The sequence below is a fragment of the Nocardioides sp. NPDC057772 genome, assembly GCF_042798075.1.
In the GTDB taxonomy this organism is placed as follows: domain Bacteria; phylum Actinomycetota; class Actinomycetes; order Propionibacteriales; family Nocardioidaceae; genus Nocardioides.
This window is the reverse complement of record NZ_JBHVKN010000002.1, coordinates 54608-81323: the sequence shown is the minus strand read 5'-3', so window position 1 is coordinate 81323 and position 26716 is coordinate 54608. Positions and strand designations below refer to the sequence as shown.

Genomic DNA, 26716 nt, shown 5'->3' with positions numbered 1-26716 from the left:
TCTACCTGGTCACCAGGCTGTCCCGCGAACAAGCCCGTGTCGACCACGCCCCCGTACTTCCGAGTCGTTTGCGACCGATCAGTAGCATGCAATGGTGGCGGAACGCTGGGTGCCGACTGACGCAAGCCCGAGCCTGTCGGGACGGAGGAGCACAAACACAGGCCCGGAGATGGCTCTGCGCAGGGCTCTACACGCACTGGGGGTTCGGTTTCGCCTACACCGTCGCCTCGCCCCCGCATGCACGCCAGACATCGTTCTGCCCGGCCGCCGCGTCGCCGTGTGGGTCGATGGCTGTTACTGGCACTCGTGTCCTGAACATGGCCGCACAAAGCCGTTCACCGGCCCGAACTCGGAGATGTGGCGGGCCAAGATGGAACGAACTCGGGACCGGGACGCACGTGCGGTCGAGACCGCAGAGGCACTCGGGTGGGCGGTCGTTCGGATCTGGGAGCACGACATCCGACACGATGCGGTCTCCGCAGCCAGGCTTGTTCTTGCTGCCTCAAGCGCGGACCAAACGCACACAGCCAGCAGCGATACCGGCGGCTCAGGTACTCCAGCCGCTTACCAAGGCGGGAGACATCCCCGGTGATCAGCGATCATGCAGCGGAGCATGCAGTTCTCCCATTATCGTCAGCGCCCGTGAGCGATGAACCATTGCCCGGGCTCTCGCCGGAGAGTGTTGATCCTGGCGTGACCGAAGTCGTTGCCGATCTGCGGCGGCGCGACCCCGACGGGACGAAGATGGCAAAGGTCTTCCGGGCGACCTTCGATCAGCTCTACGACGGCCAGCGGACTGGGCGGTACCGGGTCGACCAGCTCTTCAAGACCGAGAAGACCCACTTCGGCACCCTCATCGAGATCAATCTCCAGCGTGAGCTCCGGTTCAACGACGGCGTGGTCCTCGACTTCGAGATCGCCGGTCATGAGGTCGACTGCAAGTACTCACACACTGGACAGTGGATGCTCCCAGTCGAGAGCTTCAACCAGATCGTTCTCGTAACCCAAGCAGACGACCGCACAGCAACGTGGTCGGCTGGCGTCGTCAGGGTGACCGAAGTGAATCGTCGGCAGAGCGAAAACCGTGACAAGAAGACCGGGCTCAACGCCTACGGTCGTAGCCAGATCGACTGGGTGTTCAAAGACGCAGCCATGCAGCCGAACGCGCTTCTGCAGATGAGCCCGGCCACGGTCTCCCAGATCATGTCCGCACGCAGTGGCCAGGCCCGGATCAACGAGCTTCTGCGCCGAGCCACCAATCGGCGCATCTCGCGCAACATCATCGCGACCGTCGCGCAGCAGGACGACTATATGAAGCGGGTACGCGACAACGGCGGCGCCCGAAGCGCGCTCCGCCCCGAGGGCTTTCTCATCCTTGGCGGTGACTACTCCATTCAGCGCAACATCGCGTCCGCACTCGGCACCGTGGTTCCCGAGCCGGGCGAGGTAGTCAGCGTGCGGGTTGAGCCCTCGTTACCGGAGATCGGCGTCGAGATCGCGGGCGAGTGGTGGCAGGCCGTGCCTGACAACAGGCCAACTACACGGCCAGCGCCAGTGGTGCCGCGATGACCGATCAGGCTTCAAGGCCCAACAGCGAAGCGGCCGTCAACTACCAACTCCGGAGGACCACCAACGAGAGTACCCGACGGCGGACGAGAGCGCCCCGCCATCAGCTGATCGTCGACCTCGCCTTCTCGAAGGCGAGGTGTCGGAGATGGTCCTCTTGCCCAATGAAGCCTTTGAACTCCCCTAGAACATAGGTGCGCTCGTCCCCCTCGCCGTCTTCTTTGATCTGGAAGTCTCGCGAGAGCCGGCCGAGACGCTGTTCGACCTCGCGGGCATCCACAGCTCCGCGCGACAGTCGGACAATCTGGCGCGTGGTCAGCGGCTTGGTGGCGCCCTTCAATGCGACGTAGACGGGATCATGCATCACCTCAACCACGGTTTCGCCGAGGTCGCGAGGCGTGCCCTCGTGCTTGAGTGCTGCGGCAATGGCGTCGCCAACCGCACGAGCGACCGGCGGCGGGAAAGCGTTGCCAATCTGGCGGTAGCGGCTGGTCTTGCGGCCGGTGAACTCCCACCGGTATTCGTCGCTCCCGTGCCACCCCTGGATCCGTGCGACCATTTCTGTCGTCAGTTTGGGAACGAAGTTCTCGGGGTAATCAGCCTTCGGCGGCTCATCCGCGACACCCATTGCGTCCACACCAAGTTCAGCCCACGCTCGCTTTGCTCGTGTTGGCCCGAGGTCTGCACCGCCGTGTTTCTTGGAGCCGCCCACGATGGTTGGGGCAATGCCGTTCGCGCGCTTCGCCCATGCATCGGCACCCTGCCAGCCCCCTTGCGCCATCAGATCGCGGAGCGCCGTACCGACCGTCCCCGTGTAGGGCGTTGGCTCAGGCCAGTCGAAGTACCGAGAGTCCTCTTCGCGAAGACCAACCAGAATGAACCTCGGCCGAAGCTGCGCCACACCAAAGTCTCGAGCCTCAAGCAGCTTCCAGTCGGACCAGTAACCCAGTTCGGCTAGCCGATCCTTAACGTGCTGCCGGTACGCGGCGAAGCGCGGCATCGACAGGCCTCGGACGTTTTCCAGCAGCACAGCGCGAGGTTGCATGCGGCCCACAAGCTCAACAGCCCACGCGAAGAGGTCTCTCTCGTCGCTTGCACCCAACTGTTTGCCGGCGATCGAGAACGGCGGGCACGGCACGCCACCGGCCAACAGATCGAGGCCCTCGGCGTACTCCATCGGTTCCCACACGGAGGGATCAGCTACGTCGCCAACAGCAACTTCCCAGTTCCGGTTTGCCTTGAGGGTTGCGGCAGCGTTCTCATCGAGCTCAACAGCCAAACGGTGCTCGAAGCCAGCCAGTTCGAGCCCAAGGGACTGCCCCCCGGCGCCTGCACAGATCTCAACAACCGTTAGATCGCCCATAGCAACACCTCGCATACCTCAACTTACTGTGATGATCAGTTCGATCCGGGGCGCCACACCAAGCGGACCCCGAAAGGGTAATAGACCGACGAGTCGGCAGTCGCGTCGGCAGGCACCTCCCCGCCAGGCGCCGAGACTCGTGTTCTATATTCGAACACATGTTCACATTGGTCAAGCGCTCACCGTACCTGGCAACACCAAACCTCTGACTGCGCCAACGCCCTTTAGCTGCCCTCGAGATCCCCCGTCGGCCTGATCCTCCTATGGACGCGAGGGGGCAAGCATCCCCGATTGACTAGCCAGCTTCACCGATCCATGTCCAGCCGGTTAAGTCGTACAGCGCGGTGCCGTCGGGTAACTCGCCTACTCGGGGGAACTCTTCAGCGGGCTCGTCATCGTCAGGGCGGGAGGAGACAAGCGTGTCACCGACCTCCGTCACGTAGCCCCAGATGCCGTTCGGATCGTTCACCCGCCAAGAGTCAAGGAATTCGCCGAATGCCCGAGCGGTGGCAATAGGACGTAGCCAACCGTTCCAACGGTCAGGCAGGACATGGTCGGCATCGAGCGCCAACTCGGGGATGATGTTTTCAGGCGCGCTATCGAGGTAGACGTACATGTCGTCCGCAACTCCGATCTTTGACTCAGATGCTGGCGCGTCGTCGGTCTGCGGGGCCTGCGACGGCCGCTCTCGCCCACCGTAGCGGTACGACGAGCGCAAGGGCTGCAAATTTGCAGGCGTCCAGGTAGGCGACAAGGACTGCCACGTACAGCCACTCCGTCGCGCCACGGTCGACGAGGCCGACGACCAGCCACGCCGCGCATAGGTACGTCGGAACCGCGACCACCGCAGACGGAATGACCCACTTGAGTCCCCGTGGACCACGGAGGTAGGCGACGGCAATGTTGGACGGAGCGCACGCCTTGACGTAGCCGTGGAGGGTGGCGACAGTGCGCCAGACAAGCAGCAAGAGGATCGTGAGCATGGGTCGGCCTCCGGTCGGGGCAGGGGTTTCGCTCCACGATCCACGCGCTCCGTAACCGACGTCGTGGCCTGTGGATAAACGTCCACTGAGGCGGCTATCTGGGGACTGGGTGCGACGACACCGCGGACGGCGTTCGGGCTGCTGGCTGGGTAGAGGCGAGGCTTGTCGCTCGACGCTGGGCCGCGAGGGCGTGGGTCCGGTCAGCTCGCTCTGCTTCGCTTCGGGCGCCGGGTCCCAGCGGGAGGTCACTGGCGATCTGGTAGCGGTCGCGGTACGCGGCGATCGTTGCGACCGCGGCAATCCAGTTGCGGCGCGCTACCGGGGATGCTGGCGGCTCTCCGAGTCGGCGGATCCACACTGGACCATCAACCGTTGCTGACTCGGCGAGCGCGCTGGCGCGTGCTTCGATGAGGTTCTTGCGCTCGTCGAGCGCTTCGCGCATCGCCGTAGGCATGAAGCCCGTGGCTTCGGGGATCATGCCAGCAATATGGCGCTGGGGTAAGGAAGCAGATGCTCGACGTGCTGGTTTCGAACTTGCTGCCATGCGGAGCCGGTGTTGGATGACGGCGCCGATGTCGTCCGCGTCGGCCAGGTCGCGTCGAGCGACTATTCGTGGAAGTAGCCGCTCGATGCTGTGTCCGCTGGCTTCGGCTCGGCGTAGTGCCGCCGCCAGCGGACCGAAAGCGTCACTCGCGATGACGTCTTCGGCTTGGGATTCGGATAGCCCGGAGCGGCGGACGAGGTCGGCCCAGCGGTCGCGTTGGGCGATGGCGGCGATGGTGTCGTACTCGGCTGCGAGCTGGGCGATGGAACTCCAGGTCTCGTGTTCGGCGGTGATGGCCTGGTGGGCGGAGAGCTCGGCGCCGGAGTGTTGGAGCACACCGCAGAGCACGGTGCGGGCGCTTCTCTCGCCGTCGTTGGAGTGGCTGACGTGGGTGTCGTCGGGCTGGTCGAGGGCGACGTAGGCGGTGTTGGCGTCACGGCCGCGGGTCATGGAGACGTACAGGTTCTCCTTCGTCGTTCTCGAGGAGGCGAGGACGTGGGCGGTGTCGACGGTGATGCCTTGGGCGCGGTGGGCGGTGATGGCGTAGCCGAGGTCGACGTGCTCGGAGACGTAGTCGGCGGGGAGGACGAGGGTGGCGGCGTGGCCGGTCTGGTGGGAGACGACCACACTGCCGTCCTTGCCGACATCGTCGATGCGCCAGCGGTCGCCGTTGCGGACCCAGACGCCACGCAGGGAACGAAGGCGGCGGTCGTTGCGGCGGGTGATCACGACGTCACCGATTGAAGCGGGCTCGCCGCTGGCGAGGGTGACTTCGCGGGAGGCTTGGGTCTGACCGGTGAGGATACGTTCGGCTCGCGCGCGGGCGTTGAGCGCGTGGACGGTCTCGGTGGTTTCGGTGACGAGGATGCTGGCCTTGCCGTCCTTCTGGTCGGCGATCCAAGCGACGTAGGCGGCATCGAGCATCTCGTCGGTGCTTCCGTCACGGAGGCGGTCGTGGCGGGCGTACGCAGTGACGGCTTCCAGGCGGCCGGCTCGCATGTCGAGGCTTGTTTCGCGCTCCCAGGCGTTTCTGAAGCGGTGGACCTCGAGGAGCTCTGGGGCATCTGGCCGCGCGGCTGCCAGCAGGGTGAAACCTCCACCGGCATCGACGGACTGGAGCTGTGCCCAGTCCCCCACCAGCAGAACCTTCGTGCCGGCGATCGCGGCGAGGCTGGTGATCTGGTCGAGGGTGGTCGTGTCAGCGAGGGTGGCCTCGTCGATGATGACGAGCTGGCCTCGGTGGAGGCGCGCGTTGCCGGCGGCGTGTTCGTGAAGCCACTTCGCGGTGTTCTCACAGCGGATGCCGAGGTCTCCGCCGAGTACGCCCGCTGCGGCAGCGGATGGCGCGAGGCCGACGACGCTGCCTCGACCGTGCTCGCGCCGCCAGGCGGTGAGGAGGGCGTGCATGGCGGTGGTCTTCCCAGCGCCGGCTGGACCGACAAGGAGGTCGATCAGTCGGCCCGAGGTGGCGATCGACTCCAGGGCGTCGGCTTGGTTGCGGGTGAGGGGGCGACCCTGGTGAGTGCGGCGTACGGCCCAGCTGACCGTTGCGGGGCTCAGCCTCGGGGCGGTGTAGGACTCGGCGCGTTCCAAGAGCCGGGCCTCGGCTGCGATCACCGCAGTTGATGAGTATCTGGTGACGTGCCGCGGCCGGAACACCGACGTACCGTCCTCCCTCTGGAACTCAGGCGGGCTAGGGGCCAGTTCGGGCGGAGTGAGCGCGAGCGAGTGGGCTTCGGCCGACTCGACGATCTTGCTGACGACGGCTTCGCGTTCGGAGGCGTCGGGGAATCGCCAGTGCATGGTCTGGCGGGAGGCTTCTGCCCAGAGGTTCCAGTGACGCCAGGTCGACCGCTTGCGCTCGACCTCGGCCACGACACTGCGGCCGATCTTTTCGACGAGCTCCGCCGGAATCTGCTCGGCCCTCACGGCCGCCGGGCGGGAAGGCCGCGTCAAGCCGCGCGCCCAGGACGTGGCGTCGCAACGGAGGAGCCGACCGGCGCGGAGACGCCATTCGGTGGTCAGATCGAGCAATGACCGCAACTGTTTCTCGGGGCGGGTGGCGAGGGTCGCTCGGGCGCGGAGGGCGACGATGGTGGCGTTGTTGGGACGGCGTCCGTGCCTGGCGACGTACTCGTCGATCATGCGGCTCTTCTCCACCTCGATGGCGCGAGACCGGTTGGAGAACTCCTTGATCATGGCCTCATCAACACCGGCGATTTCCCACTGCGGGTTGTAGTCTGCTTCTCTCCCCCGCTGCTCCCACACGAGTCCGAAGGTTCCGGTGATCCGGTCGGCGAGCACCGCGTTGTAGTGCGCGGAAACGGCGGTGACCGCGGCATGCATCGGTCGGCTGTCGAGGCTGCGCCAGCGGCAGTCGAGCGTGGCTTTGACCTTGTTGGAGATGACCACGTGGGTGTGGAGCTGCGGGTCGCCGGTGCGCGAGTCCCAGTGATCGAAGGCGGCAGCGATGATCCCCTCGACCCTGACCTGAGAGACGGCGCCGTCGGAGTTCGCGACGCCGGCGCGGGTGGCGGCCACTTCTCTTTCGACGTAGTCGATCACGTCAGCGACGGCGGCGTGGTGTGCTGCGAGGAGCAGTTCCTGGGTGGTGGCGTCGGCGATGCCCCACAAGATCGAGACCGACTTGGGGACGCTGAAGGTGTAGTCGTACGCAGCCACGGCCCGTCTCCCGGATTGGGCTTCTTCTTCGACTTCGATTCGTGCGGTCTCGGTCGCGCGGTCGTCGTCGCTGAGGGTGGGGTCGAGGTGGCGTACGCGATCGGCGACTCGTTCATCGGCCGACTTGTAGTCGGGGTACGCGCGGCCGAGTGGATCACCAGAGACTGGGTCTCGGCCCATCCCTATCAACAGGGCGAGCTGCGCCTCTGTGACTTGAGAACCATCAGTGATCTGGCGCGCGCCGAGAGCCTGCAGACCTGAGCCGAGCCATCTGCCGGGAGGCGTTCCCGATTCGGCGTAGTAGCGCGTCAGCGGCGTGGATGCTGCGCGGTTGCCGTCGGCGGCTGCCACGCTACGTACGAAGTACTTGTAGCCGTCGCCGGCGTGCATCACCCGCATCGACACCACCATGGACCTCACCTCGTGGCCCTGAGGTGTGCGTCAGCACCCGGCGAATCACTGAGACCCCCTCGATCTGCCACGCGTGTGGTGCCGTGAAGGGCGCAGAGGGAGCCTGGGGAGGTCGGCGCACCTTGGAGCGAGACAGGCCGGGTCAGAGCGCAGCAGATCGGCAAGCTTGATGATTGTCCGCTAACAGCTGCAAACAAAGATTAGCGTTGCAATTTGGGTAAAGGTCAGTGAAGACTGAGGACCAGTCTGCGTCGCCGCTGAGCACCAGCGGGGCGCATTCTGCGTCCTCCAGCCGGAGGAAGCAGGTACCCCACCATGAGGATCACGGCAAGAGCTTTCAGCGTCACGACAGCAGTTCTACTGTTCGCCGTCGCTACTTCTTGCGCCCAGTCACCGGACGGGACGGGTCCGACGAGCAAGCCAGATCCGTCGTCGAAGGAGCCGATTTCGACGGCGCCGGAGTCTCAGGAGGATCGCGCCTCAGCCGATGCGGAAGACGCCGTGCGGGCGTACTTCAAGAAGGTCGACGAGCTGCAGCAGGATCCTGGCAAGGACATCGAAGGACTCTCCAAGGTCGCGGTCGGGGTCCAGCTCAATGCTCAGAAGCTCTCGATCGAGCAGCTCCGGAAGGACGGTCGGCATCAGACCGGCAGCACGGACGTCGCTGAGATGAAGGTCCAGTCGGTGAGCTTGGACAACTCCGATCCGAAGGCTGGGAAGGTGCCGACGGTGACGGTGGATGCCTGTTGGGATGTCGCCGACGTCGATGTCGTCGATAAGAGCGGGAAGTCGGTGGTGAGTCCGGATCGACCGGATGACGGCTGGACCCGTTTCACCGTGGCCAACTACCACTGGTCCAAAAATCCAAATGGCGGCTGGCGCATCGCCAACGGCCAAGACCTCGAGCAACCGTCATGCAAGGCTTCCTGACACGCGTATTCATCATCGTCCTCCTCGCGGCGGGCGCCGCTCTTCTCGGCACCGGCACGGCGTCGGCCGACACTCGATGTCAGCAGACCAACAAGTCGACCGGCGAGTGCATCCTTTGGGTTGAGACCGGACCACCTTCCGGCGGCGATGGCGGAACCGGAGGATCCGGCGACGGCAACCCCGCCGGATCGACCGGTGGGCCGAAGGATTCCGGCTCGGGGAGCAGTTGCTATTGGGACCCGGCGAAACAAGGAGTCTCAGGCCCGCCGGCCGGTCCAGTGCCGTGCACATCGCCGTACGGCACCTGGAGCAACGACCGCAACTGCTATGTAGAGGCATACGATCCTCCTCCCCCGCCGGGCGACCCGGCCTGGGAGGGACACGACCCCGATGACGGCGCGGTCTACAACTGCTACCAGCCACAGACCTCGCTGCTGGTGACGTTCTGGTCCCAGACGCCCCCGGCGGGTGCGGACGCCGGACCATCGCCGCGTGAGGTGGCGTTGATGGCGGTCGAGAAGATGAACCTTCGAGCCATCGACATCGGGATTACGCCGGAGGCTGGCGAGGACCGCGTCGGGCTGGTCGGGATGCCGGTCTGGCTCTGGGTCCGTGCCCCAGGTCCCAACACGTTCGGACCAGCGACAGCATCCGCGTCCGCTGGAGGGATCACGGTGTCCGCAACGGCGCGGGTGCATGAGATCACCTGGGACATGGGAGACGGCACGCAGGTCGTGTGCCAGAGCGCCGGGACGCCGTACGAGCCGAGGTTCGGCAAGCGGAAGTCGCCGGACTGTGGCCACGTCTATGAGAAGTCGAGCGCGCATCAGCACGGCGAGAAGTACACCGTGACGGCGACCTCGGACTGGGTGATCACCTGGGCCGGCGCGGGACAGACCGGGACGATCCGGCTGGGCGGCCTGGCCCGATCGGTTGACATCACGGTCGGAGAAGCGCAGGTGCTCGTGAGCTGACGCCCGTGAGCAGGAGAGGGACCACCGATGACCAGCACCACCGTACGCAACGACCGAGCCACGCCATCCGATGGCCCGAAGGCCCTGCCGCCACCGAAACTGCGCCGCCGTCCGTGGCTCTCCGTCGCCGCCGCGGCAGCGATCGCGCTCGGGGCGTTCGGGGGCACGTGGGTGTGGGCCGCGACCACGGACACGGTCGAGGTGCTGGCGGCGCGTACGACGATTCCTCGCGGCGCGCTGATCACGCAGGACGACCTCGAGCGGGTACGCATCACCACCGACCCGGCCCTTGCTCCCCTGCCGGCGAATGCGCTGGATGACGTGGTGGGCAAGCGAGCGGCGTACGACATCTTGGCCGGCGGTCTGATCACTGCTGAAGCAGCGACGGATGACCTGGTGCCCGGTGAGGGGAAGTCGGTGGTTGGGGTGGCGCTGACGCCCGCTCAGGAGCCGGGGGTCGCACTTCGTAGTGGGGATCTCGTCCGTGTCGTGGTCGCTCCGGCCGTCGGTGAGGAGGCGCCGAGCGGTACGCCGCAGTTCTCCGAGGCGGAAATCGTCGAGTCCCACCGTGGTGAGGACGGGACGCTGGTGGTCAGCGTGATGGTGCCGCACGCCGAGGCGACGCTGCTGGCGGCACGTGCGGCGACTGGCAATGTGGCGCTCGTGCTCGACTCCGGGGTCGAGTGATGGCGGTCATCGCACTCGCATCGGCAGGCGGATCACCTGGAGTTACGACCACGAGCCTCGGGCTCGCGCTCGCGTGGCCACGCCCGGTGCTCCTCGTCGACGCGGACCCGACCGGGACCGCCGGGGTGTTGTCCGGATTCTTTCGCGGCGCGTGGGCGCCGGAGCTGTCGCTGATCGATCTGGCACTGAGTCCTCTCGGTGTCGCTGACGCACTACCGACGGTGGCGCAGCGCCTGGAGGGCACGGCGGTCTCGATTGTCGCCGGCATCCGCGACCACGCCCAGGCCACCGGCCTTCGTGACTTGTGGGCACCGCTGACCGACGCACTGGCTGACCTGGAGGCGACCGGCCAGGATGTCATCGTCGACGGTGGCCGGCTGGGTCTGCCCGGCTATCCGGAACCGCTCCTCAACGCAGCGGACCTGACGCTGATGGTGACCCGCTCGCCGCTCCCGGCGCTGGCTGCGGGGCGAACGTGGTCGGCGACCGTACGCCGTCCCGACTCCGGCTGGCGCAACCCAGCTGCGATCCTGGTCGGTGAGGGCCAGCCCTACAAGGCGGCCGATGTCGCCAAGGTGATCGGCCTGCCTGTGCTCGGCGTCCTGCCGGATGACCCGGAGGCGGCCGCGGTCTACTACCGCGGCGCCCATGCACCCGCACGGTTCGAGAACGGGACGTACGTCCGTTCCCTGGTGGCGCTGACCGAGGTCATTCAGGCGGCCATCGCCCGCAGCCGTTCCCAACTGGTCGAGGAGGTGACTCGATGAACGACCACCGCCCGCCGACCAGCAACATCGAGCCGCCCGACCCGAGCCAACTTCCGCTGTTCACCCCACAGCGAACCATGCCGGCACCGGTCACGCCACGGAACGGTCACCGAGTGCGGTCTGCGTCGTTTGCCTTCTCCGAGAACGGTGATGGCTCTGTCGACATTGACTGGTCGCTGGTCGCCGCGCTGCGTGCCCAGGCCTCAGAGCAGCTCAGCCAAGCAGTCGCCGCTGACGGCGTACGTCTCGACAAAGAGTCGCAGGAGGAGCTGGCCAAGGCGATCGTGCTGGACCTGATCGAGGCCACGATGGCCGACGACATGGACGTCGGCGCCCCGACGTGGAGCCCAGCGAAGCAGCGCGCGGTGTTCAAGGCGGTGCTCGACTCGCTGTTCAGGCTCGGCCGGCTGCAGCCTCTGGTGGAGCGCGAGGATGTCGAGAACATCCTGGTAACCGGCTGCGATGAGGTCTTCCTCGAGCTCGTCGACGGGACCCTTCTTGCCGGGCCGCCGGTGGCTGACTCGGATGAGGAGCTGATCGAGTTCCTGGTGTTCCTGTCTTCTCGTAGCGAGGGCTCTTCGCGTCCCTTCTCGCCAGCACGACCGACGTTGCACCTGACCTTGGGTGAGTACGCCCGGCTCGCCGCCGTGGCCTGGCGGATGCCTCGACCGTCGATGGTGATCCGCCTGCACCGCATGGTCGAGGTCACCCTTGATGACCTGGTGGACATGCAGATGCTCACCCCTGTCGCGGCCTCGTTCCTCCGCGCCGCCGTCAGAGCCCGGGAGTCGATCGTCGTCTCCGGGGTCCAGGGAGCCGGCAAGACCACCCTCATCCGTGCCCTGTGCAACGAGATCCCACCGCGCGAGGTTCTGGGCACCTTCGAGACCGAGTACGAGCTGTACCTGCACAAACTCAAGACCCAGCACCCGATCGTCTATCCCTGGGAGGCCCGACCGGGCTCGGGCGAGTACGGCCCCGACGGCCGCCAGGCGGGCGAGTTCACCCTGGATGAGGCGCTGTACGACTCCTTCCGGTTCAACCTGTCGCGCCAGATCGTCGGCGAGGTCCGAGGCAAGGAGGTCTGGCCGATGATCAAGGCGATGGAGTCCGGCCCCGGCTCGATCTCGACCACCCACGCCTCCGACGCCGTCGCGGCGCTGCGCAAGCTGGTCACCTGCGCGATGGAGGCCGGCCCTCACGTCACCCACACGCTGGCCACCGCCAAGCTCGCGGCCACCCTGCGCCTGGTCGTCCACCTGGAACTGCACACCACCCAGGTGGCCGAAGGTGAGTGGCAGCGGACGCGCCGCGTCGCGGAGATCTGCGCCGTCGAACCCGGCGAGCATGAGCTCGGGTACGCCACGACCCCCGTCTTCACCACAGACCCCACTACGGGGATGGCGACACCCACAACCCTCCCCGACCGCTATCGGGCCCTCACCGCGTACGGGTTCGACTACGCCGGCTACCTCGCCACACAGACTCCCTACCGCCCGGACGGTGTGGCATGACTTCACTCATCCCCGCGATCTCTGGCGCACTGATCGTCGCCGGGGTCATCGGACTCACCGCCGGCCTTCGCCGCGTGCCGGTCGTCGAGCGCGTTCCTACCCGCGCGAAGTCGTTCAACATGATTCGGTCACTCCCCCGCCAGACTCGCCTGTTGCTCACCGCCGGGTTCATGGCCGGCCTGCTCGGCTGGCTGGTGACCGGCTGGCTGCTGGCCGTCGTCATCGGCCCGGCGGCGGCCATCGGACTCCCCTACCTCCTGGCCACCTCGCCCGCCAAGGCACGCATCGCCCGCCTCGAAGCGCTCGAGGAGTGGTCCCGGTCCCTCTCGGGCGTGCTCACCGTCGGGGTCGGCCTGGAGCAGGCACTCATCGCCACGCTGCGCTCCACCCCAGCACCGATCGCTGGCGAGGTCGGCCGCCTCGCAGCTCGCCTGCGTGCCCGGTGGCGCACCGAGGATGCGCTCCGCGCCTTCGCCGATGAGCTCGATGACGCCACCGGCGACCTGGTCGCGGCAAACCTCATCCTGGGCTCCCGCCGCCGCGGGGCCGGTCTCTCGGCCGTGCTCGACTCGCTGGCCGAGTCCGTCGCTGCCGACGTACGCGCCCGGCGTCAGGTCGAAGCCGACCGTGCCAAGCCGCGCGCAACCGCGCGGTGGGTGACGATCATCAGCGCCACCGTGCTGCTGATCCTGGCGCTCTCCGGCGACTACGTCGAGCCGTACTCCACGCCACTCGGCCAGATCATCCTGACCATCCTGCTCGCCGGCTACGCCGCCCTGCTGGTGTGGATGCGCCGGATGGCTGAAGGCAAGCCACCACCCCGAATCCTCGGCAACCGCCGCGAGCTCACGAAAGCTGAACTGTCATGACCGGTCTCCAGATCATGATGGCCTCCGGCGCACTGATCGGGCTCGGCATCGTGCTGCTCTTGGCCCGGCTGCTGCCAGCACAGCCCGATCCCGTTGACGCCCTGGACCGGCTCACCGCCAAAGCGACCCCGACACGGACTGTCGCGGTGCCGGCGAACCGGACCGAGCGGCTCGGCACCTGGGCTATCCGGGCCCTCCCGCCGGCGATCTGGGTTCGAACACCGACACGTGAGCTCGCACTCCTCCGGATCTCCTTGGCCCGGTTCTACGGCGAGAAAATCATCTTCGCCGCCCTCGGGTTGGTCATCGCACCCCTGTTCGCCGTCTTCCTCTCGCTGATCGGGCTCGGTCTCCCCATCGCCCTCCCTGCAATCGGTTCGGTTGCGCTTGCGGTGGTGATGTTCTTCATCCCGAACTACAACGCGATCGATGACGCCCATGCGGCGCGCCTGGAGTTCACTCGAGCACTGGGGGCCTATACCGAGCTGGTCGCGCTCGAGCGCAACAACGGATCCGGTGTACGCCAGGCCATGGAGGCCGCCGCCGAGATCGGCGACTCGTGGGTCTTCACCCGACTGACCGAGGAGCTCACCCGCTCGCGCTGGTCAGGGCTTCCGCCCTGGGAGGCACTCCACGCGCTCTCGGAGGAACTCGGCCTTCCCGAGCTGGATGACTTCGCCGACATCATGCGCCTCTCCGGTGAGGAGGGCGCATCGGTCTACTCGACTCTGCGCGCCCGCTCAGCTGCGATGCGCACCGCCATGCTCAACGACGAGATCACCGAGGCCAACGCCGTCGGTGAACGCATGTCCATCCCCGGCTCTCTGCTTGGGGTGGTCTTCATGGGGCTGCTCCTGGCTCCATCACTGCTCCGGATGGTCATGCCCACCTGAAGACGTATGAAAGGGCTCCCCGACACACGAAACGAGACATCTCCTCATGCACCGACTCATCACCTTCATCCTCGGACTCATCCTGATCGGCCAGCACCACCTGGACGTAGTCATCGAGGGTCGCCGACGCCGCGACGAGCGCGGCTCGGTGACCATCGAGAACGTCCTGTGGGCAGTCGCCGTGATCGCGATCGTCGCCATCGTCGTCGCCGCGATCAGGACCTTCGTCACCAATGAGTCCAACAAGATCAGATAGGCACCGCCGGGCTCGCAACGAACGAGGCGCCGCCTCGATCGAGCTCGTCATCCTGCTACCCGCCCTCTTCGCGGTCATGTTCCTCGGAATGCAGGCCGCGCTCTACTACCACGCCCGCACGATCGCGATCGCCGCGGCACAAGAGGGCGCCCGAGCTGCCGGCGCGGAAGACGCAACCTCAACTGACGGCCGACGATCGGCCCGCGCCTACCTCACCGACGTCGGCGGAGACGCACTGACATCGACTCGCGTCATGGTCACCAGAACCGGAACCACGGCCACAGCGACAGTCACCGGGCGGAGCTTGAGCGTATTGCCCGGGTGGCGTCCGCAGGTTCGACAGTCAGCGAGCGTGACCATCGAAAGGCTCACCGCGCCATGAACTTGAGACGACGAGATGAACGTGGATCCGCGGCGATCGAAGCAGCTATCGGCGTACCGGCCTTCGGTCTCTTCATCGGCCTGATCATCTTCGGTGGACGCATGGCCGTCGCGCACGAATCCGTGCAGTCGGCCGCAGCGGAGGCTGCCCGTACGGCTTCGATCGCCCGGTCCTCCTCCGACGCGTCGCGAACAGCGACCGACGCGGCACGAGCAAGCCTCAAGAGCCAAGGGATCAACTGTCGTACGGTCTCGGTTCGAATCGACACCCGGGCATTCCAGACCTACGTCGGGGAAGCGGGCGCCGTGGCCGCCACCGTCACCTGTCGCCTGGATCTGACCGACCTCTCCGCGCCCGTACCAGGGAGTCGACTGATCCAAGCAACGATGTCATCGCCGATCGACACGTGGCGCGAACGAGGTGATTCAAGATGAATCGCTCCCGCGATGAGCGCGGTTCCGTCACAGCCTGGATGGCGACCGGAGCCTTCGTGATGGCCACCCTCGTCGGGCTAGCCGTCGACCTCGGTGGGCAGGTTCACGCCCAGCAGCGAGCGCACGATGTCGCCGCCGAGGCAGCGCGCACCGGCGCCCAGGAAGTGCAGGCGGCACCCGCCATCCAAGGCCGGTACGCCCGGATCGACACCAGCGCTGCCCGCCAAGCAGCCCAGGCGTACCTCTCCGCCGCCGGCATCCGCGGCACGGCCTCGATCAGGAACGGCGACCGGATCGTCGTCGAGGCCCGCGACACCTACCGCACCAAGTTCCTCGGGATCGTCGGGATCACCGACATCACGGTCCACGGCGAAGCGACCGCCCACCTCGTACGCAGCCTCGGAGGTAACCAACGATGATCACCCGGCTCCGCGGACTCGCCGCCATCCTCGCTCTCACGATCTTCGTGATCGGCGTGCCTCTCGTCCTGCTCTACACCCGCTCGTTTCCCGACTTCAGCGTCTTCACCTGGGAACGACTCAAAGCTCGCGACGACGGCACCCTGGCGCTCGCGGTCATCTACGTCGCTTGCTGGGTCTGTTGGGCGATCTTCAGTGCCTCGGTCGTCGTTTCGGTCGTCTCGATGCTGCGCGGCATCAGTGTCCCCCACATGCCAGGCCTGGCCATTCCCCAAGGAGCCGCCAACCACCTCGTTGCATCCGCAGCGCTCCTGTTCGTCAGCGTCCCTGCGGTGACACAGACGTTGACGGCCCCACCAGCAGATGCGATCAGCGCACCTGACGCGCCAGTCCAACTGGTCGACGAGTCCTCGGCCGAGGACCCCAGCAACACCCCTCGCGTCGAGCCCAACCGGCAACCTGAGCCTGCCGCGACCGCGTCTAGCGAGACTGTGGCCTACACGGTCAAGCGAGGAGACAGTCTGTGGCGCATCGCCGAGAAGCATCTCGGCAGTGGCACCCGCTTCAAGGAGATCGTGGCCCTGAACACGTACGTCCTCGCGAACAACCCCGACTATCTCGAAGCCGGCCTCATCCTGCGCCTACCAGCTCCACCGGACCCCGCGAGCGCCATCGGCGACGACAACACCTACGTCGTCGAGCCAGGCGACACCCTCTCCGAGATCGCAGAGGACAAGTTTGGGGACGCCGCCAGATACCCCCAGATCTTCAACGCCTCCACCAACACGATCCAACCCGACGGAACACGCTTGACCGATCCTGACCTGATCCGCCCCGGATGGACGCTCCAGATCCCAGAGACAACGAAACACCAGGTCAGCGAAGGGGTATCACCGACATCACCGCCTCCCCCACCTCCTCACGCAACACCATCCGGGCCGAGGTCCCCCATCCCGGAGACATCACCCTCGACATCCGCCCAGGCGGTGCCGGAGGAGCAGACGGCCAAGACCGCGAATGACGCGTCGGACGACGAGCATGACGGTGTCGCGGCCACTCCAGCTTGGGTGCTTCCGGGTCTCACCGGTTCCGGCGCGGTCCTCGCCGGCCTGGTGTTCCTCGCCGTGCGCACCTACCGTCGAACCACACTCCGCTACCGCCAGCCCGGACACATCCTCGCCTCGCCCCCAGAGATCACGAACGTCGCCAAGACAGCCCAGTTCGCTGGAAGCATCACCGGCCCCAACATCCTCGGCCTCAACCACCTTCTCGAGGCACTCCAGGAGACCGCCACCCCGATGCCACTGCTTCGTTGGGTCGCTCTCGGGCAGCGAACCGCGACGCTTCATCTGGTGGAGGACGCAGAACTCCCGCAGCCCTGGACCGGCAGCGGAACCGTGTGGACCGCTCCACTACCGAAAGACGCTCCCGATCCCGAGTACACCTGTGCCTACCCTCTTCTCATCGGGATCGGTTCCACCGACAGCGGCGAGCACGTCCTGATCAACCTCGAGGAAGATCCGTACGTCACGGTCAGCGGCGATCCCGACAGATGTGCGGCGTTCGCCAGATACGTGAGCGCTGAGCTCGCCTTCAACCCTTGGTCGATCAACGTCATCGTCGATACCTTCGGCGAACCCTCCCATGTCACCTTCCGATCCAGCGACCTGTCCGCCTGGACCACAGGGCGAGCGAACCATCACTACAGCCGCGACGACCACTTCGTCACCGACATCGCGAGCAGCCTGGACCCAAAGATCGCGCACTGGGAGATCGAGGACTTCCACGCGGTCATCGCCACCAGCGAACATGCCGGCCTCGCCCAGCAGATCTCCGAGATCGTCGCGGCCTATCCCGCCCGGGCAGGCACGGCGGTCCTCATCACGAATGCCAGGTCGCCCGAGGGCACCCCCATCGAGCTCACCCACGAAGGACGCCTGCACCTCCCCGCCCTGGGCCTCGACCTGGCAGCCGCCGGAATCACGGAGTCCGAAGCCGCGACCTGCGCCGCCGTCGCCAGTCTCGCTCCAGATCCCGAGAACATCCCCGTACCCACATCCACGCGCGCGAGCGGCCAGGAAGGCACCACCGACGAGGCCGGCGCGCTTCTCCCAGCGCAGACCGAACCGCGGCCGGCTGGTCGACCGGCAGGACCTGGATCCGTCCTGCCAAAGGAGACCAAGCAGTACGTCGCGGCGGCAGCGACCACGGCCAGCGACATCGAGCATCTGGCCCCCGTCGCTGCGCAACCTCCTCCCACGGCACCACCGGCGTCTGAGTCCGAACGTCCGGAGGATGCGGGCCCTGGTGATGGGGCTCCCCCGTCGAGCGAGGGCAAAGGCACCACCGACCCCGACGCCTCGCTCAACAGCATCGTCGACAATTGGTACGACCCCGACTGCCCCTACCCGCGCCTGAGCCTCCTCGGCCCCGTCTCCGCCCGAACCCACGGCGATCCCAAAGCCGTTGCACGACGCAAGCCGTTCTACCTCGAGATCCTCGCCTACCTCGTTCTGCACCCTGAAGGAGTCACTGGAGCCCGGATGTCCGAGGACTTCGGCATCCGGATCGAACGTCTGCGCACGGACATCGGAGAAGTACGCAAGTGGCTCGGGACCAACCCTCGCACCGGAAAGCTCCACCTCCCCAAGGCCGATACCAGCGACACCTCGGGCGTTCGCGGCTCAGCGCTCTACCGAGTCGAAGACGTCCTCACCGACTGGGACCTCTTCAGACGACTCCGCACGCGCGGCCAACGCCGTGGCGCCGACGGGATCGACGACCTCATCGCCGCCCTCGACCTCGTCACGGGCGAACCCTTCTCCCACATCCGCCCGGCCGGCTGGGCCTGGCTCAACGACCTACGCACCAACGACATCGCCCAATGCGCCATCGTCGACACTGCCCACATCGTCACCGCCCACGCCTTGGAACAGCACGACACCAACCTCGCCCTCGTGACCGTCGAGATCGCCACCAAGGCGTCTCCATACGACGAGATCTGCCGCCTCGACCTGGCTCGCGTCAAAGACGCCACCGGCGACGCCAAGGCCGCCGAGGAGATCGTGCGACAGGAGGTGTTCAACCGCACCGATGATCACCAAGGCCCGATCGAAGAGTCCGCCCGAACGAGAGCAGTCGCAGCCGAGGCCGGTTGGATCCGCAGGGACAGCCAGCCAAGTTCTTGAAGTGGGGAAGAGTTCAACCACGCATCATCGAACTCCTGTTCGAAACCGTGTTCTACACTCATGCCATGGCCAGCCCACCCAAGAACGACAGATGGCCGCCATACCGCGCCGATCAGCAGCGCCTCGTCTTCGTACGACAGCCGGGAAGACTCCGCCCCCACCTGGGCCTCGTTGTCACCTGGCCGATCGCCGGCACTGGCAACCGCTTCCTCGTTGCCTACTGGGACGACGGACCGAACGCCGGCGTCCGGATGTCCTGGCTCAAACGACAGCAACTCTCCCCGATCAAAGTGGACCCCAACTGGCTCGACGGCCCAGCACCCTGGAAGACCGACAGGGACGTCCTGCGCTACCGGAGTAGGTAGCTACACGGCAGGAAACGAGCCGCGCCCGAGACATCCAACCTGTGAAGAACGGGATGCGCAGGCACGTGACACACGGATGAGGAGGCGATAACCGGCTCGTTCGTCTCGTTGGCCGCCGTCCTCGTCGGTGGCGCACTCGCGTGTGCGAACTGGCTGATCGACGTCGGCACCAACCTCCAGTGACGCACTGAATCCAACCCCGCTGCGCAATCGGGTTTGCAACATGCCGGACGGCGCGACCATTAGAGCGCCCTTCGCTTTGAGAGAGTTGGGCAACATGGCGACCGACAGTCCGCACGTCACGTCCAAGCTCGAAGGTCCGATCCGTGACGCGTACCGCGCCCTTCGCGCGCTTGTGCCATCCGCTTACGAGACCGCAGTCGACGACGAACTTCTGGCGGTTGTCATCGATGACTTGGACGCGATCTACCGAGCGGCGCAGGAAGTGATCGATGCTGAACACGGCCCTCGAATGAGCTGGCCCGGCGACCTGAACGACGGCGAGGACTTTCCACCCTTCACGATCATTGTCTCGGACTTCGACACCGGCGTCCACAGTGATCCTGCAGGCGCCCACTGTGTGGAGGCATGGTCTGCGGAAGAGTGGAGGGAGACTGCGCGTGCCCGGGCGGCATTGGCCTACAAGCGAGAGAGCCGCTGGGACGTGCCACCGGGACCGGACGGCATATGGGTGATTGCTACCAGCCCATACCAGTTGACCAACGATACGTTCCTAGGCACTCTCGTTGGCTTCGTCGTCGTCCACGACCGCGACCATGACGGAGCGTACGAGTCCATCGCGCACATATGGACGGCGTCCGCATGGCGGCGCCGGGGTATCGCCGAGCAGATGATCAGAACTGCCCGAGATCTGATGCCCATCAATGCCGTCGAGGCACCGATCACCGCCAACGGGCGAGCACTCCTTGGCTCCGTCGCCAATGACCTCCTCGACTGACGGGCCTCATGCCGCGGTCAGCCGTCAGCCATCGAACTCGTGGTCAAGGATGCGCATGATGACGTCGCCGTGCCAGATGCCGTCGATCAACGCCGTGTCGTGTTCTCGTCCCTCGATCGTGAAGCCGGGCGCGTTTGGTACCAGGCGATCGCCGGCGCGCTGAATTCCAGGACTCGCAGCTCGATGCGGTGCACGTCAACCTGGCCCGCACCCGTGACCGAGTATGAAACCGCGTTGCACGCGTCCCGATATCGTGGCGCTGTCAGTGCCGCGTCGCACGTTTCGGCGTGCAGTCCCGGTCAGGCTGCAAGAAGACGAGCGACGTCTTCGGCGCAGCCCCAAGAGAGTGTCACGCCTGCCCCGCCATGGCCGTAGTTGTGTATTACGAGTCCTTTGTCGGATCGCTCCGCTGTCACCCGAACCTGCGGCCGCGTGGGGCGCAGTCCGACGCGATGCTCCAACACCGTCGCCTCGCTCAGTCGTGGCTCGACATCCACGTTCCTCCTAGGACCACGACGTCACCCTGCGGATAGATGCACAACAGCTCAGATGAGTCGCCGGTGTCTTCGGAGAAGAAATCGGTCAGCCCTGGGTTCGTCACGACGACGTGCTGTCCACGGATCGGCCTCAGGCCGGTGTCGGCGGCCAGCCTCGCGGCGCCCATGCCCGTGCAGTTGACGACCGTCCCTTCCACTCGCGCTGAATCAAGTGAGTCGACGTGCCCCTTGCTGACGCTGACATCCAGGGAAGAGAGCCGGCTCTGGAGGTATCCGAGGTAGATGGACATGTCGATGAGCGGCACGCTGAACCGGTAACCCGACCGGAAGCCCCTCGGGAGGTCAGCCTTCGCTACGGGATCGAATCCGGGCAAGGACCGTGCCCACGCGGGTGGCTCGTCCTCATGCCGTGTGGCCTCGACCCCGCTGGTGATCCGAACGCCGGTGACGGCGTCCTCCGCGAGTTCTCTGAACACGTCCAGGGACCGCCCGCTCCATCGCTCGACCAAGTTCTTCGGCTCAACGAGGTACGGCCCCCACATCGCGCCCGCTGCCAAGGAAGTCCGCCCCGGGATTGCCTCCGCGACCACCGTGACATCGGTTCCAGTCTCGGCGAGGACCACCGCCGTGGTCAGGCCTGTTACTCCGGCTCCGATGACGGTCACACGATCCCCAGACGACATGATCCCCAACCTAGCCGGTCCGGACTGCGGCTCGTGTGGGCTGCGCCAGCGCGTCGTCTCACGCCGGGGATGGAACGTGGGCGACATGCGGATTGCGCTGCCGCCGCAGTCTCTAGCCAAGTCGGTAAGGACACCCACGTTTTCGGAGAACGGCCCAATGCCGGTCGGGCGACTGCTATCTCACCGACGTGACATGCGTATTCCTAGGCTGCCCGAGTGGTGACCGAGCGCGAGCCAGGCACCCCTCAAACACGGCTCGACGGTCGCTGGCATCACCTAGCGGGGCGTTGAATGCACCGGTCGCGAGAAGACCGATGGCAGTCACACGTCGGCGGTCCCGTCCTCGGCTGACGGGCCGAATCTGCGGATCCGCGCCAACCCGACAGCCCTGTCACTCCGTGCCGCCGAGCGCGGCATCCCGAGCTGCTGCCGCAAGGAGTGATTGCTGCCGGACGTGCAGGCCGATGCGGTTCCAGTGGAAGATCACGACCCGGGCCAGGATCCCCCGGAGCCCAGCGTCGATTGCGCCCGCCCTCCAAAGTTCGCCGACTCGACGTCCACACTCATCGAGGTTCATCGCCCACGCTTCCGCGCTCGTGAACCTCGGATCTGTCGCCGTCAGCTCGCGCAGGTCTACCCGAAGCGCAGCGGACGCCTTGGCCGTCTGCGAAGTCAGGTCAGGCCCCGGGGGAACGGGCGGGCGTTGGTCGACGACGCGTGCCCAGACGTCGCCGTGCTCGGTCGTCTCGATTCCCGCAGCCCTGAACATGTGCGTGGTGATCAGGAGCGAGACCAGCAGTGGGTCGGGGCTTTCGTCGGTCTTGTCTTGCGATGCCTTGCGGAACTCGAGGTATCCGTTGCTGTCGGCGTGGAAGATGTCGTGGACTGTGCACATGCCTTGGGGTCCGCCGAAGGCCGTTGTCTCGGGCTCGTAGTGCGCGATCGACCAGTTCTCGATGAATCGTCGGCTCACGATCGGCTCGAATGCTGCAGCAACTTGATCGAGAATCCCGGCCTTCGTGGTGTCGGCTGCCGGGCGGAGGCGTAGTCGCCAGTGGGGTCGTTTGCGGAGGAACCACCATCGATCGATGTCGAGTTGCCGAAGGGCCGGCCAAACGGCGTCCAGCATGGCGATCTCTGCGGCGCCGTAGTCGGGGAAGGTGATGTTGACCTGCACCCAGTTCTCGGCGCCGGGTTCGAGCACCGTTCTGCCCGCCGCTCTATAGCTGTCGGCGAGTTCACGCAGGTGCTCGGCGGGTAGCCCGACGCGCTCGGCTTCGTTGCCTGTCGCACGTCCGCCGAGGATGGCGAGCACCGCCTGTTCGAGGTTCGCCGTGCGCGTCATCAGGCGAGCCCCAGGCAGGCATCCCATGGCGCGCTGCTCGCGGTGGATGCGTGGTCACGGGCAAGGAGGAGTCCTGGAGTCCCTTCGAGGAGGCCGTCGCCCTGGATCGACGTGGCTTCTTGCGTCGCCGTCTGCAGCCAGTCGATGTCGGCGCGGAATCTCTCCAGGGTCAAGCTGTCTGCAGCGATTCGGCGGGTGGCTTGGAGCAGCCCCGCGACGCCGTGGCACAGGCTTAGGTCGTTCGGTCGATCGTGAGCCCTGGCGTCAGCCAGGCAGGCCAGGTGCGTACGCTCGGCCCGTTCAGCGCGACTTACGTCTCCGAGCGCAAGCGCGGCGAGCTGCTCGGCTCGGGCGATTCCGGGTGTGCCGTAGCACCAGTAGGTCTGGCCGGTGCGGCCGGCTTCGTCGCCTGGCCAGCGGCGCCACCACGGGCCACGGTGGTCATCGACACGTTGTTGGTCAAGCCAGGTGAGGATCCCCTCGACGGCGCCCGTGTCGCCGGGGACGCGTATGTCTTGTGCGATGGCGATGCTCAGGACGGCGAGAGGGCCGCTGATGCCGTGGGCGATGCCGGCGTTCGTATGACCGCCGGGCGTGTTGAGGTTGCTGTGGTGGTGCCATACCCACCAGCCGGGTCTGTCGCCGGTTCCGGGGACGGGCTGGGTGAGCTCGATGAGGTAGCCGAGGACCTCGGCGGTGATGTCGTGATCTGGGTGGCGCAGGAGGTGAAGGCGTGCGAGACCCGCGAGCCCGCGCAGCAGGTCGTACTCGCGGAAGGCGGTGGGCAGCCCAGCGCGCATCCTGTCGGTGGCGCAGTCCAGGCGCCGTTGGGTGTGTTGGACGACGAGGTCGTCCAGGTGGCGTCGCACGACGCGATAGCGCTGCGCTGCGTCCACGCTTTGCTCTGCGGCGATGTGCAGTACGAAGGCGAGGGCGGGTGCGCCGAACTGCAGACAGGCCTCATCGCCAATGACGAGAGGAAACGCGCGCTGCACGTGGTGGTGCAGCACCTGCGCCGCCCACGGGTCGTTGGCACGTACGGCGTGCAGCAGCGCCGTTCCGAGTGCGCCGCGGGCGATGGACTGGTTGGCGGCCACGGCCGCACGGGGAACTTCGGTCTGGGCGGTGGTCATGCGGGCGGCTCCTGTCGCTTCAGCCAGGACAGCGCCGCGGTGCGTGCGGTGCGCAGTCGTGACGGCTCGTCCTCGGGGGCGATGCCGTGAACTCGGTTGAGATGCATGTGGAGCAAGGACGCAACGATGTTCGCCGGCTCCGCGCCCGTTTCGTTCAGGAGGCCGGCGTAGGTGGCAATGGCGGCGCTTCGTGCCTTCCAGAGCTCAGTAAGGCTGGCACATTGGACGTCGTCCGGGAGCGTCGGGGCGCTGAACTGGATCGCTCGGTCCTGGATGGAGCGTTCTTGTGCGGACGGGTTGCGCGGCAGATAGTTGGTTAGCCAGCGAAGCGCATCGATGCGCGAGCCGAGAAGTGCGACGCTCAGGTCGACCAGGCTTGCCGCGGTGACCGCTTCCCTCTCGCACGGGTCGGCGATGGCCGCCTGAGCCAGGGCGGCGCGTGAGTCGGCCGCGAAGACGTCCTCGGCCGCATCAAGGACCCCGCCGGTTCCGTAGCGTCCGTACTCGGGTAGGTCGCTGGCCCAGGACACGCAGCTGCGAGCTCGGCCATTAGCGACGTGGGCACCGACCTCCGATGCGACCGTGCCGAGTGCATCCGGGGTGCGGAGCCGGAGTCGGATGCGCAGGTGCGGTTCGGGGTCCTGATATCGGGTGAACCACCACGTGAGGACGTCGGCGTGTGCGTTGAGCAGGTCAGTCAGACCGCTGGTGAGGATCTCGTTGTGGGCCTCGGCGGGCGCGTAGAGCTTGAGGAGAACCGTCTGGTCACGACCCGGAACTCGTTCGTGCCGTGGCGTTGTCCCGACCTGGGCGGCATAGATGGGTGGTTCGGGTGCCTGGTCCTGGTCGGCGGCGAAGGCCAGGGTGATCTGGTGTGCTCGGCCGATCCATCCGTACGCGTCCTCGCTGGGCGCCTCGGTCAGGGTGACCCTGTCGTGTTGCGTGAGTTCAGCGAGTAGACAGTCGCGCTGGGCGCTATCGGTGAGGTCGATGCGTAGGCGCTGGTCGTCGGAGCCGAGGTAGACCGTGGCCGGGACGTTCCATCGTTCGCGCCACTCCCCCAGGGCGTCGGCACCCATGACACTGAGGTCGGTTGCTTTGAGGAGCCAGCGGGCCTCGCTGAGCACGACACGCCCGTGGCGTACGCGAGGCAGGAATGGGAGCCGTTGCGCCGCGCCCCAATAGAACGGGGTCATGACTGATGTGTGTGAGCGCGGCAGTTCGCTGAGGAACCGCACCAGCGGATGAGTGGCACTGGTCAGCTCGACCGCGTTCATGACGAAGGGCTCGATCTGTCGGCCAGTCGGCAGATGGAGCAGGTAAAGCCGCCCAGGCGTGGCTCCGACCGCCAGGTCGCTGACTGCCATGGTCGCTGCTTGGTGATGTTCCCCGACGGGCAAGACCTCGAGCCCGATCGTCCCGGACCTCGTGACATTGCCGGTGCGGATCCGTAGTGGCGGTGCCGTGATCTGCACCCGGACCGCGTGCTGTGCCAAAGCGGGGATGTCGGCGAACGTCTGGCCGAGGGTACGCCTCGCGCTCTCGGGAAGAATCGGCAGGAATCGTCCTGTCGTAGTCCCGGCCGCGGCAGACAGCCCCGCGCACACCAGGCGGAAGTCCCCGCGGTCAATGTCAGCCGCACTCGATGCCTCGATGCTGGCAGTCAGCTCGACACTCGCGGGTACGCGCTCGGCACGGCCGACGCTCAGGGCGTCGATGTCTCGTTCGGTGATCGCGACCTCGATCTCGCCGGACCGTGTTGCGGCCTGGACCAGGGCCAGCAGGTGCTCGTCCCTGGACGAGTTCAGCGGGGCCGGCGAGGCCGTGACGGAACCGCGAAAGCCTGCCGGGTAGCCGAGCCCTGTTCGCTGGTCAACCAGGTCGAGCACGGGAACCAGGGCGCCCAGGCTGTACGCCTCGAGGAAACGGGCGTGGTAGTCGCGCCACGCCGGCGCACCGGACGGGTAGGGCGACATGCCGGCCATGACCGCAAGCGAGCGTTCCAGGGCCTCGGCCACCGTGGTGGGCAGAGTCGCCTCGACGCCACTGGCCAGATCGACAGCCAAAGCTGGCGGTGACGCCGACAGGGACTCTTTCGGCAGGTGCCGCGTGATGTGCGCCATGGGGTCCGGGGCGTCGGATGAGGGCCGCAGGTCGCTGTGAAGCACGCCCGCGCTGGTGAGGCTCGCGATCGTCTGCAGCAGCCGCTGGGTGGTGGCTCCCGGGTAGGCGCCGTCGAGCTTGGCCACAAGATCAGAGACTCCGATCGGGCTCCTGGCCAGGTCCACGATGTCGCGCACCGGCTCGGTGAGTCGCAGTCGCACCTCAGATGGACGATCGCCTCCGGGGCGATGCGGAAGGACCAACTCGGTCCTGTGGCGTAGACAGGTCTCGTCGGTGACGACCACCGCTCTCAGGAGCATGGCGGGGTCGGCCTCGAGGCGGGTGACGACCTCGTCCACCCAGAGCGCGTCAGGTCGAGTCAGGATCGACTCGGCTCGTTGAGTGACCAAGGTCGTGGCACCGAAGCTCAGCTGGCCGATGCCTGCGAACAGCCCGAACGGGGTGGACCGATACCGCGACCGCTGTAGATAGCGCCACACCGACAGTGCCGTACGCCGGACGGTACGAGCATCAACCACGCTGCCGTCGATGACCTCGACGGCAGCGTGTTCGAGTGAGGCACTCGCTGTCGCGAGCGCCTCCACGAACTGGCCCACCTCCCACACCGAGGCGAGCCATCGCCGGGTCACCTCAACGGATGCCTGCGGTCCTGGATAGCCAGGCGCCGAAGCAGTGATCTCGGTACGGGCGCTTCGGATGATGCCTCGTTCGAGTGCTCGATACATCCTGGTCTCCTGTCACCGGGTGTG

Annotated in this window: 25 protein-coding genes; 16 read left to right on the top strand and 9 right to left on the bottom strand. The window is 66.5% G+C overall.

The features are described 5' to 3' along the window. The first annotated feature begins 91 nt into the window (after nucleotides 1–91). Both ACFVJS_RS00945 and ACFVJS_RS00940 read left to right on the top strand, forming a co-directional pair. Nucleotides 92–592, top strand: coding sequence for a very short patch repair endonuclease (locus tag ACFVJS_RS00945; RefSeq protein WP_378876509.1), 501 nt, complete (start codon nucleotides 92–94; stop codon nucleotides 590–592). 50 nt (nucleotides 593–642) lie between these two features. Further along, on the top strand, nucleotides 643–1569 hold the full coding sequence (locus ACFVJS_RS00940) for a NaeI family type II restriction endonuclease (RefSeq protein ID WP_378876507.1): 927 nt from the start codon (nucleotides 643–645) through the stop codon (nucleotides 1567–1569). Between the two features lie 100 nt (nucleotides 1570–1669). On the opposite strand, the gene ACFVJS_RS00935 is transcribed toward ACFVJS_RS00940, so the two are convergent. The 4 genes from ACFVJS_RS00935 to mobF form a co-directional block, all read right to left on the bottom strand. Next, nucleotides 1670–2929 carry a DNA cytosine methyltransferase gene (locus tag ACFVJS_RS00935; RefSeq protein WP_378876505.1) on the bottom strand — a complete coding sequence of 420 codons (1260 nt, stop codon included), beginning with the start codon at nucleotides 2927–2929 and terminating at the stop codon, nucleotides 1670–1672. Between the two features lie 295 nt (nucleotides 2930–3224). Then, nucleotides 3225–3545 carry a hypothetical protein gene (locus ACFVJS_RS00930; RefSeq protein WP_378876503.1) on the bottom strand — a complete coding sequence of 107 codons (321 nt, stop codon included), beginning with the start codon at nucleotides 3543–3545 and terminating at the stop codon, nucleotides 3225–3227. Nucleotides 3546–3570: 25 nt separating this feature from the next. Then, complete coding sequence (locus ACFVJS_RS00925; RefSeq protein ID WP_378876501.1) at nucleotides 3571–3912, bottom strand: hypothetical protein; 342 nt, start codon at nucleotides 3910–3912, stop codon at nucleotides 3571–3573. A gap of 94 nt (nucleotides 3913–4006) precedes the next feature. Beyond that, nucleotides 4007–7549 carry a MobF family relaxase gene (gene mobF / locus ACFVJS_RS00920; RefSeq protein ID WP_378876499.1) on the bottom strand — a complete coding sequence of 1181 codons (3543 nt, stop codon included), beginning with the start codon at nucleotides 7547–7549 and terminating at the stop codon, nucleotides 4007–4009. A 315-nt stretch (nucleotides 7550–7864) separates the two neighbouring features. Between mobF and ACFVJS_RS00915 the strand changes: the two genes are divergently transcribed. From ACFVJS_RS00915 to ACFVJS_RS00850, 14 genes are all read left to right on the top strand, one after another. Continuing rightward, nucleotides 7865–8479: a hypothetical protein gene (locus ACFVJS_RS00915; RefSeq protein ID WP_378876497.1), complete on the top strand. Its 615-nt coding sequence runs from the start codon at nucleotides 7865–7867 to the stop codon at nucleotides 8477–8479. 278 nt (nucleotides 8480–8757) lie between these two features. Continuing rightward, nucleotides 8758–9453 carry a hypothetical protein gene (locus ACFVJS_RS00910; RefSeq protein ID WP_378876495.1) on the top strand — a complete coding sequence of 232 codons (696 nt, stop codon included), beginning with the start codon at nucleotides 8758–8760 and terminating at the stop codon, nucleotides 9451–9453. A 27-nt stretch (nucleotides 9454–9480) separates the two neighbouring features. Next, complete coding sequence (locus ACFVJS_RS00905; RefSeq protein ID WP_378876493.1) at nucleotides 9481–10140, top strand: SAF domain-containing protein; 660 nt, start codon at nucleotides 9481–9483, stop codon at nucleotides 10138–10140. Beyond that, nucleotides 10140–10907 (top strand): hypothetical protein, encoded by a 768-nt coding sequence (locus ACFVJS_RS00900; RefSeq protein WP_378876491.1) that lies wholly within the window; start codon nucleotides 10140–10142, stop codon nucleotides 10905–10907. The genes ACFVJS_RS00905 and ACFVJS_RS00900 overlap by 1 nt, the downstream gene beginning before the upstream one ends. Continuing rightward, entirely contained in the window at nucleotides 10904–12421 is a 1518-nt protein-coding gene (locus ACFVJS_RS00895; protein WP_378876489.1) for a CpaF family protein, read from the top strand. The genes ACFVJS_RS00900 and ACFVJS_RS00895 overlap by 4 nt, the downstream gene beginning before the upstream one ends. Next, nucleotides 12418–13290, top strand: a complete 873-nt coding sequence (locus ACFVJS_RS00890) for a type II secretion system F family protein (protein ID WP_378876487.1) — start codon at nucleotides 12418–12420, stop codon at nucleotides 13288–13290. Before ACFVJS_RS00895 ends, ACFVJS_RS00890 begins: the two co-directional genes overlap by 4 nt. After that, nucleotides 13287–14183 (top strand): type II secretion system F family protein, encoded by an 897-nt coding sequence (locus ACFVJS_RS00885; RefSeq protein ID WP_378876485.1) that lies wholly within the window; start codon nucleotides 13287–13289, stop codon nucleotides 14181–14183. The genes ACFVJS_RS00890 and ACFVJS_RS00885 overlap by 4 nt, the downstream gene beginning before the upstream one ends. Nucleotides 14184–14229: 46 nt before the next feature. Next, on the top strand, nucleotides 14230–14439 hold the full coding sequence (locus ACFVJS_RS00880; RefSeq protein WP_378876483.1) for a hypothetical protein: 210 nt from the start codon (nucleotides 14230–14232) through the stop codon (nucleotides 14437–14439). Next, on the top strand, nucleotides 14417–14821 hold the full coding sequence (locus tag ACFVJS_RS00875) for a TadE family protein (protein WP_378876481.1): 405 nt from the start codon (nucleotides 14417–14419) through the stop codon (nucleotides 14819–14821). The genes ACFVJS_RS00880 and ACFVJS_RS00875 overlap by 23 nt, the downstream gene beginning before the upstream one ends. After that, nucleotides 14761–15255 (top strand): TadE/TadG family type IV pilus assembly protein, encoded by a 495-nt coding sequence (locus tag ACFVJS_RS00870; RefSeq protein WP_378876478.1) that lies wholly within the window; start codon nucleotides 14761–14763, stop codon nucleotides 15253–15255. The genes ACFVJS_RS00875 and ACFVJS_RS00870 overlap by 61 nt, the downstream gene beginning before the upstream one ends. Beyond that, complete coding sequence (locus ACFVJS_RS00865) at nucleotides 15252–15674, top strand: TadE/TadG family type IV pilus assembly protein (protein ID WP_378876476.1); 423 nt, start codon at nucleotides 15252–15254, stop codon at nucleotides 15672–15674. The genes ACFVJS_RS00870 and ACFVJS_RS00865 overlap by 4 nt, the downstream gene beginning before the upstream one ends. Beyond that, on the top strand, nucleotides 15671–18862 hold the full coding sequence (locus tag ACFVJS_RS00860) for a LysM peptidoglycan-binding domain-containing protein (protein WP_378876474.1): 3192 nt from the start codon (nucleotides 15671–15673) through the stop codon (nucleotides 18860–18862). The genes ACFVJS_RS00865 and ACFVJS_RS00860 overlap by 4 nt, the downstream gene beginning before the upstream one ends. Before the next feature lie 65 nt (nucleotides 18863–18927). Next, a complete protein-coding gene (locus tag ACFVJS_RS00855) occupies nucleotides 18928–19227 on the top strand; it encodes a hypothetical protein (protein WP_378876472.1) in 300 nt (99 codons plus the stop codon). Nucleotides 19228–19450: 223 nt separating this feature from the next. After that, nucleotides 19451–20185, top strand: coding sequence for a GNAT family N-acetyltransferase (locus ACFVJS_RS00850; protein ID WP_378876470.1), 735 nt, complete (start codon nucleotides 19451–19453; stop codon nucleotides 20183–20185). A 299-nt stretch (nucleotides 20186–20484) separates the two neighbouring features. On the opposite strand, the gene ACFVJS_RS00845 is transcribed toward ACFVJS_RS00850, so the two are convergent. From ACFVJS_RS00845 to ACFVJS_RS00825, 5 genes are all read right to left on the bottom strand, one after another. Beyond that, nucleotides 20485–20649: an FAD-dependent oxidoreductase gene (locus ACFVJS_RS00845; protein ID WP_378876533.1), complete on the bottom strand. Its 165-nt coding sequence runs from the start codon at nucleotides 20647–20649 to the stop codon at nucleotides 20485–20487. Nucleotides 20650–20660: 11 nt separating this feature from the next. After that, nucleotides 20661–21347 carry an FAD-dependent oxidoreductase gene (locus ACFVJS_RS00840; protein WP_378876468.1) on the bottom strand — a complete coding sequence of 229 codons (687 nt, stop codon included), beginning with the start codon at nucleotides 21345–21347 and terminating at the stop codon, nucleotides 20661–20663. Nucleotides 21348–21756: 409 nt separating this feature from the next. Then, nucleotides 21757–22710: a thiopeptide-type bacteriocin biosynthesis protein gene (locus tag ACFVJS_RS00835; protein WP_378876466.1), complete on the bottom strand. Its 954-nt coding sequence runs from the start codon at nucleotides 22708–22710 to the stop codon at nucleotides 21757–21759. Continuing rightward, a complete protein-coding gene (locus tag ACFVJS_RS00830) occupies nucleotides 22710–23843 on the bottom strand; it encodes a lanthionine synthetase C family protein (RefSeq protein WP_378876464.1) in 1134 nt (377 codons plus the stop codon). The genes ACFVJS_RS00835 and ACFVJS_RS00830 overlap by 1 nt, the downstream gene beginning before the upstream one ends. Further along, nucleotides 23840–26692 carry a lantibiotic dehydratase gene (locus ACFVJS_RS00825; RefSeq protein WP_378876462.1) on the bottom strand — a complete coding sequence of 951 codons (2853 nt, stop codon included), beginning with the start codon at nucleotides 26690–26692 and terminating at the stop codon, nucleotides 23840–23842. The genes ACFVJS_RS00830 and ACFVJS_RS00825 overlap by 4 nt, the downstream gene beginning before the upstream one ends. Nucleotides 26693–26716 lie beyond the last annotated feature (24 nt).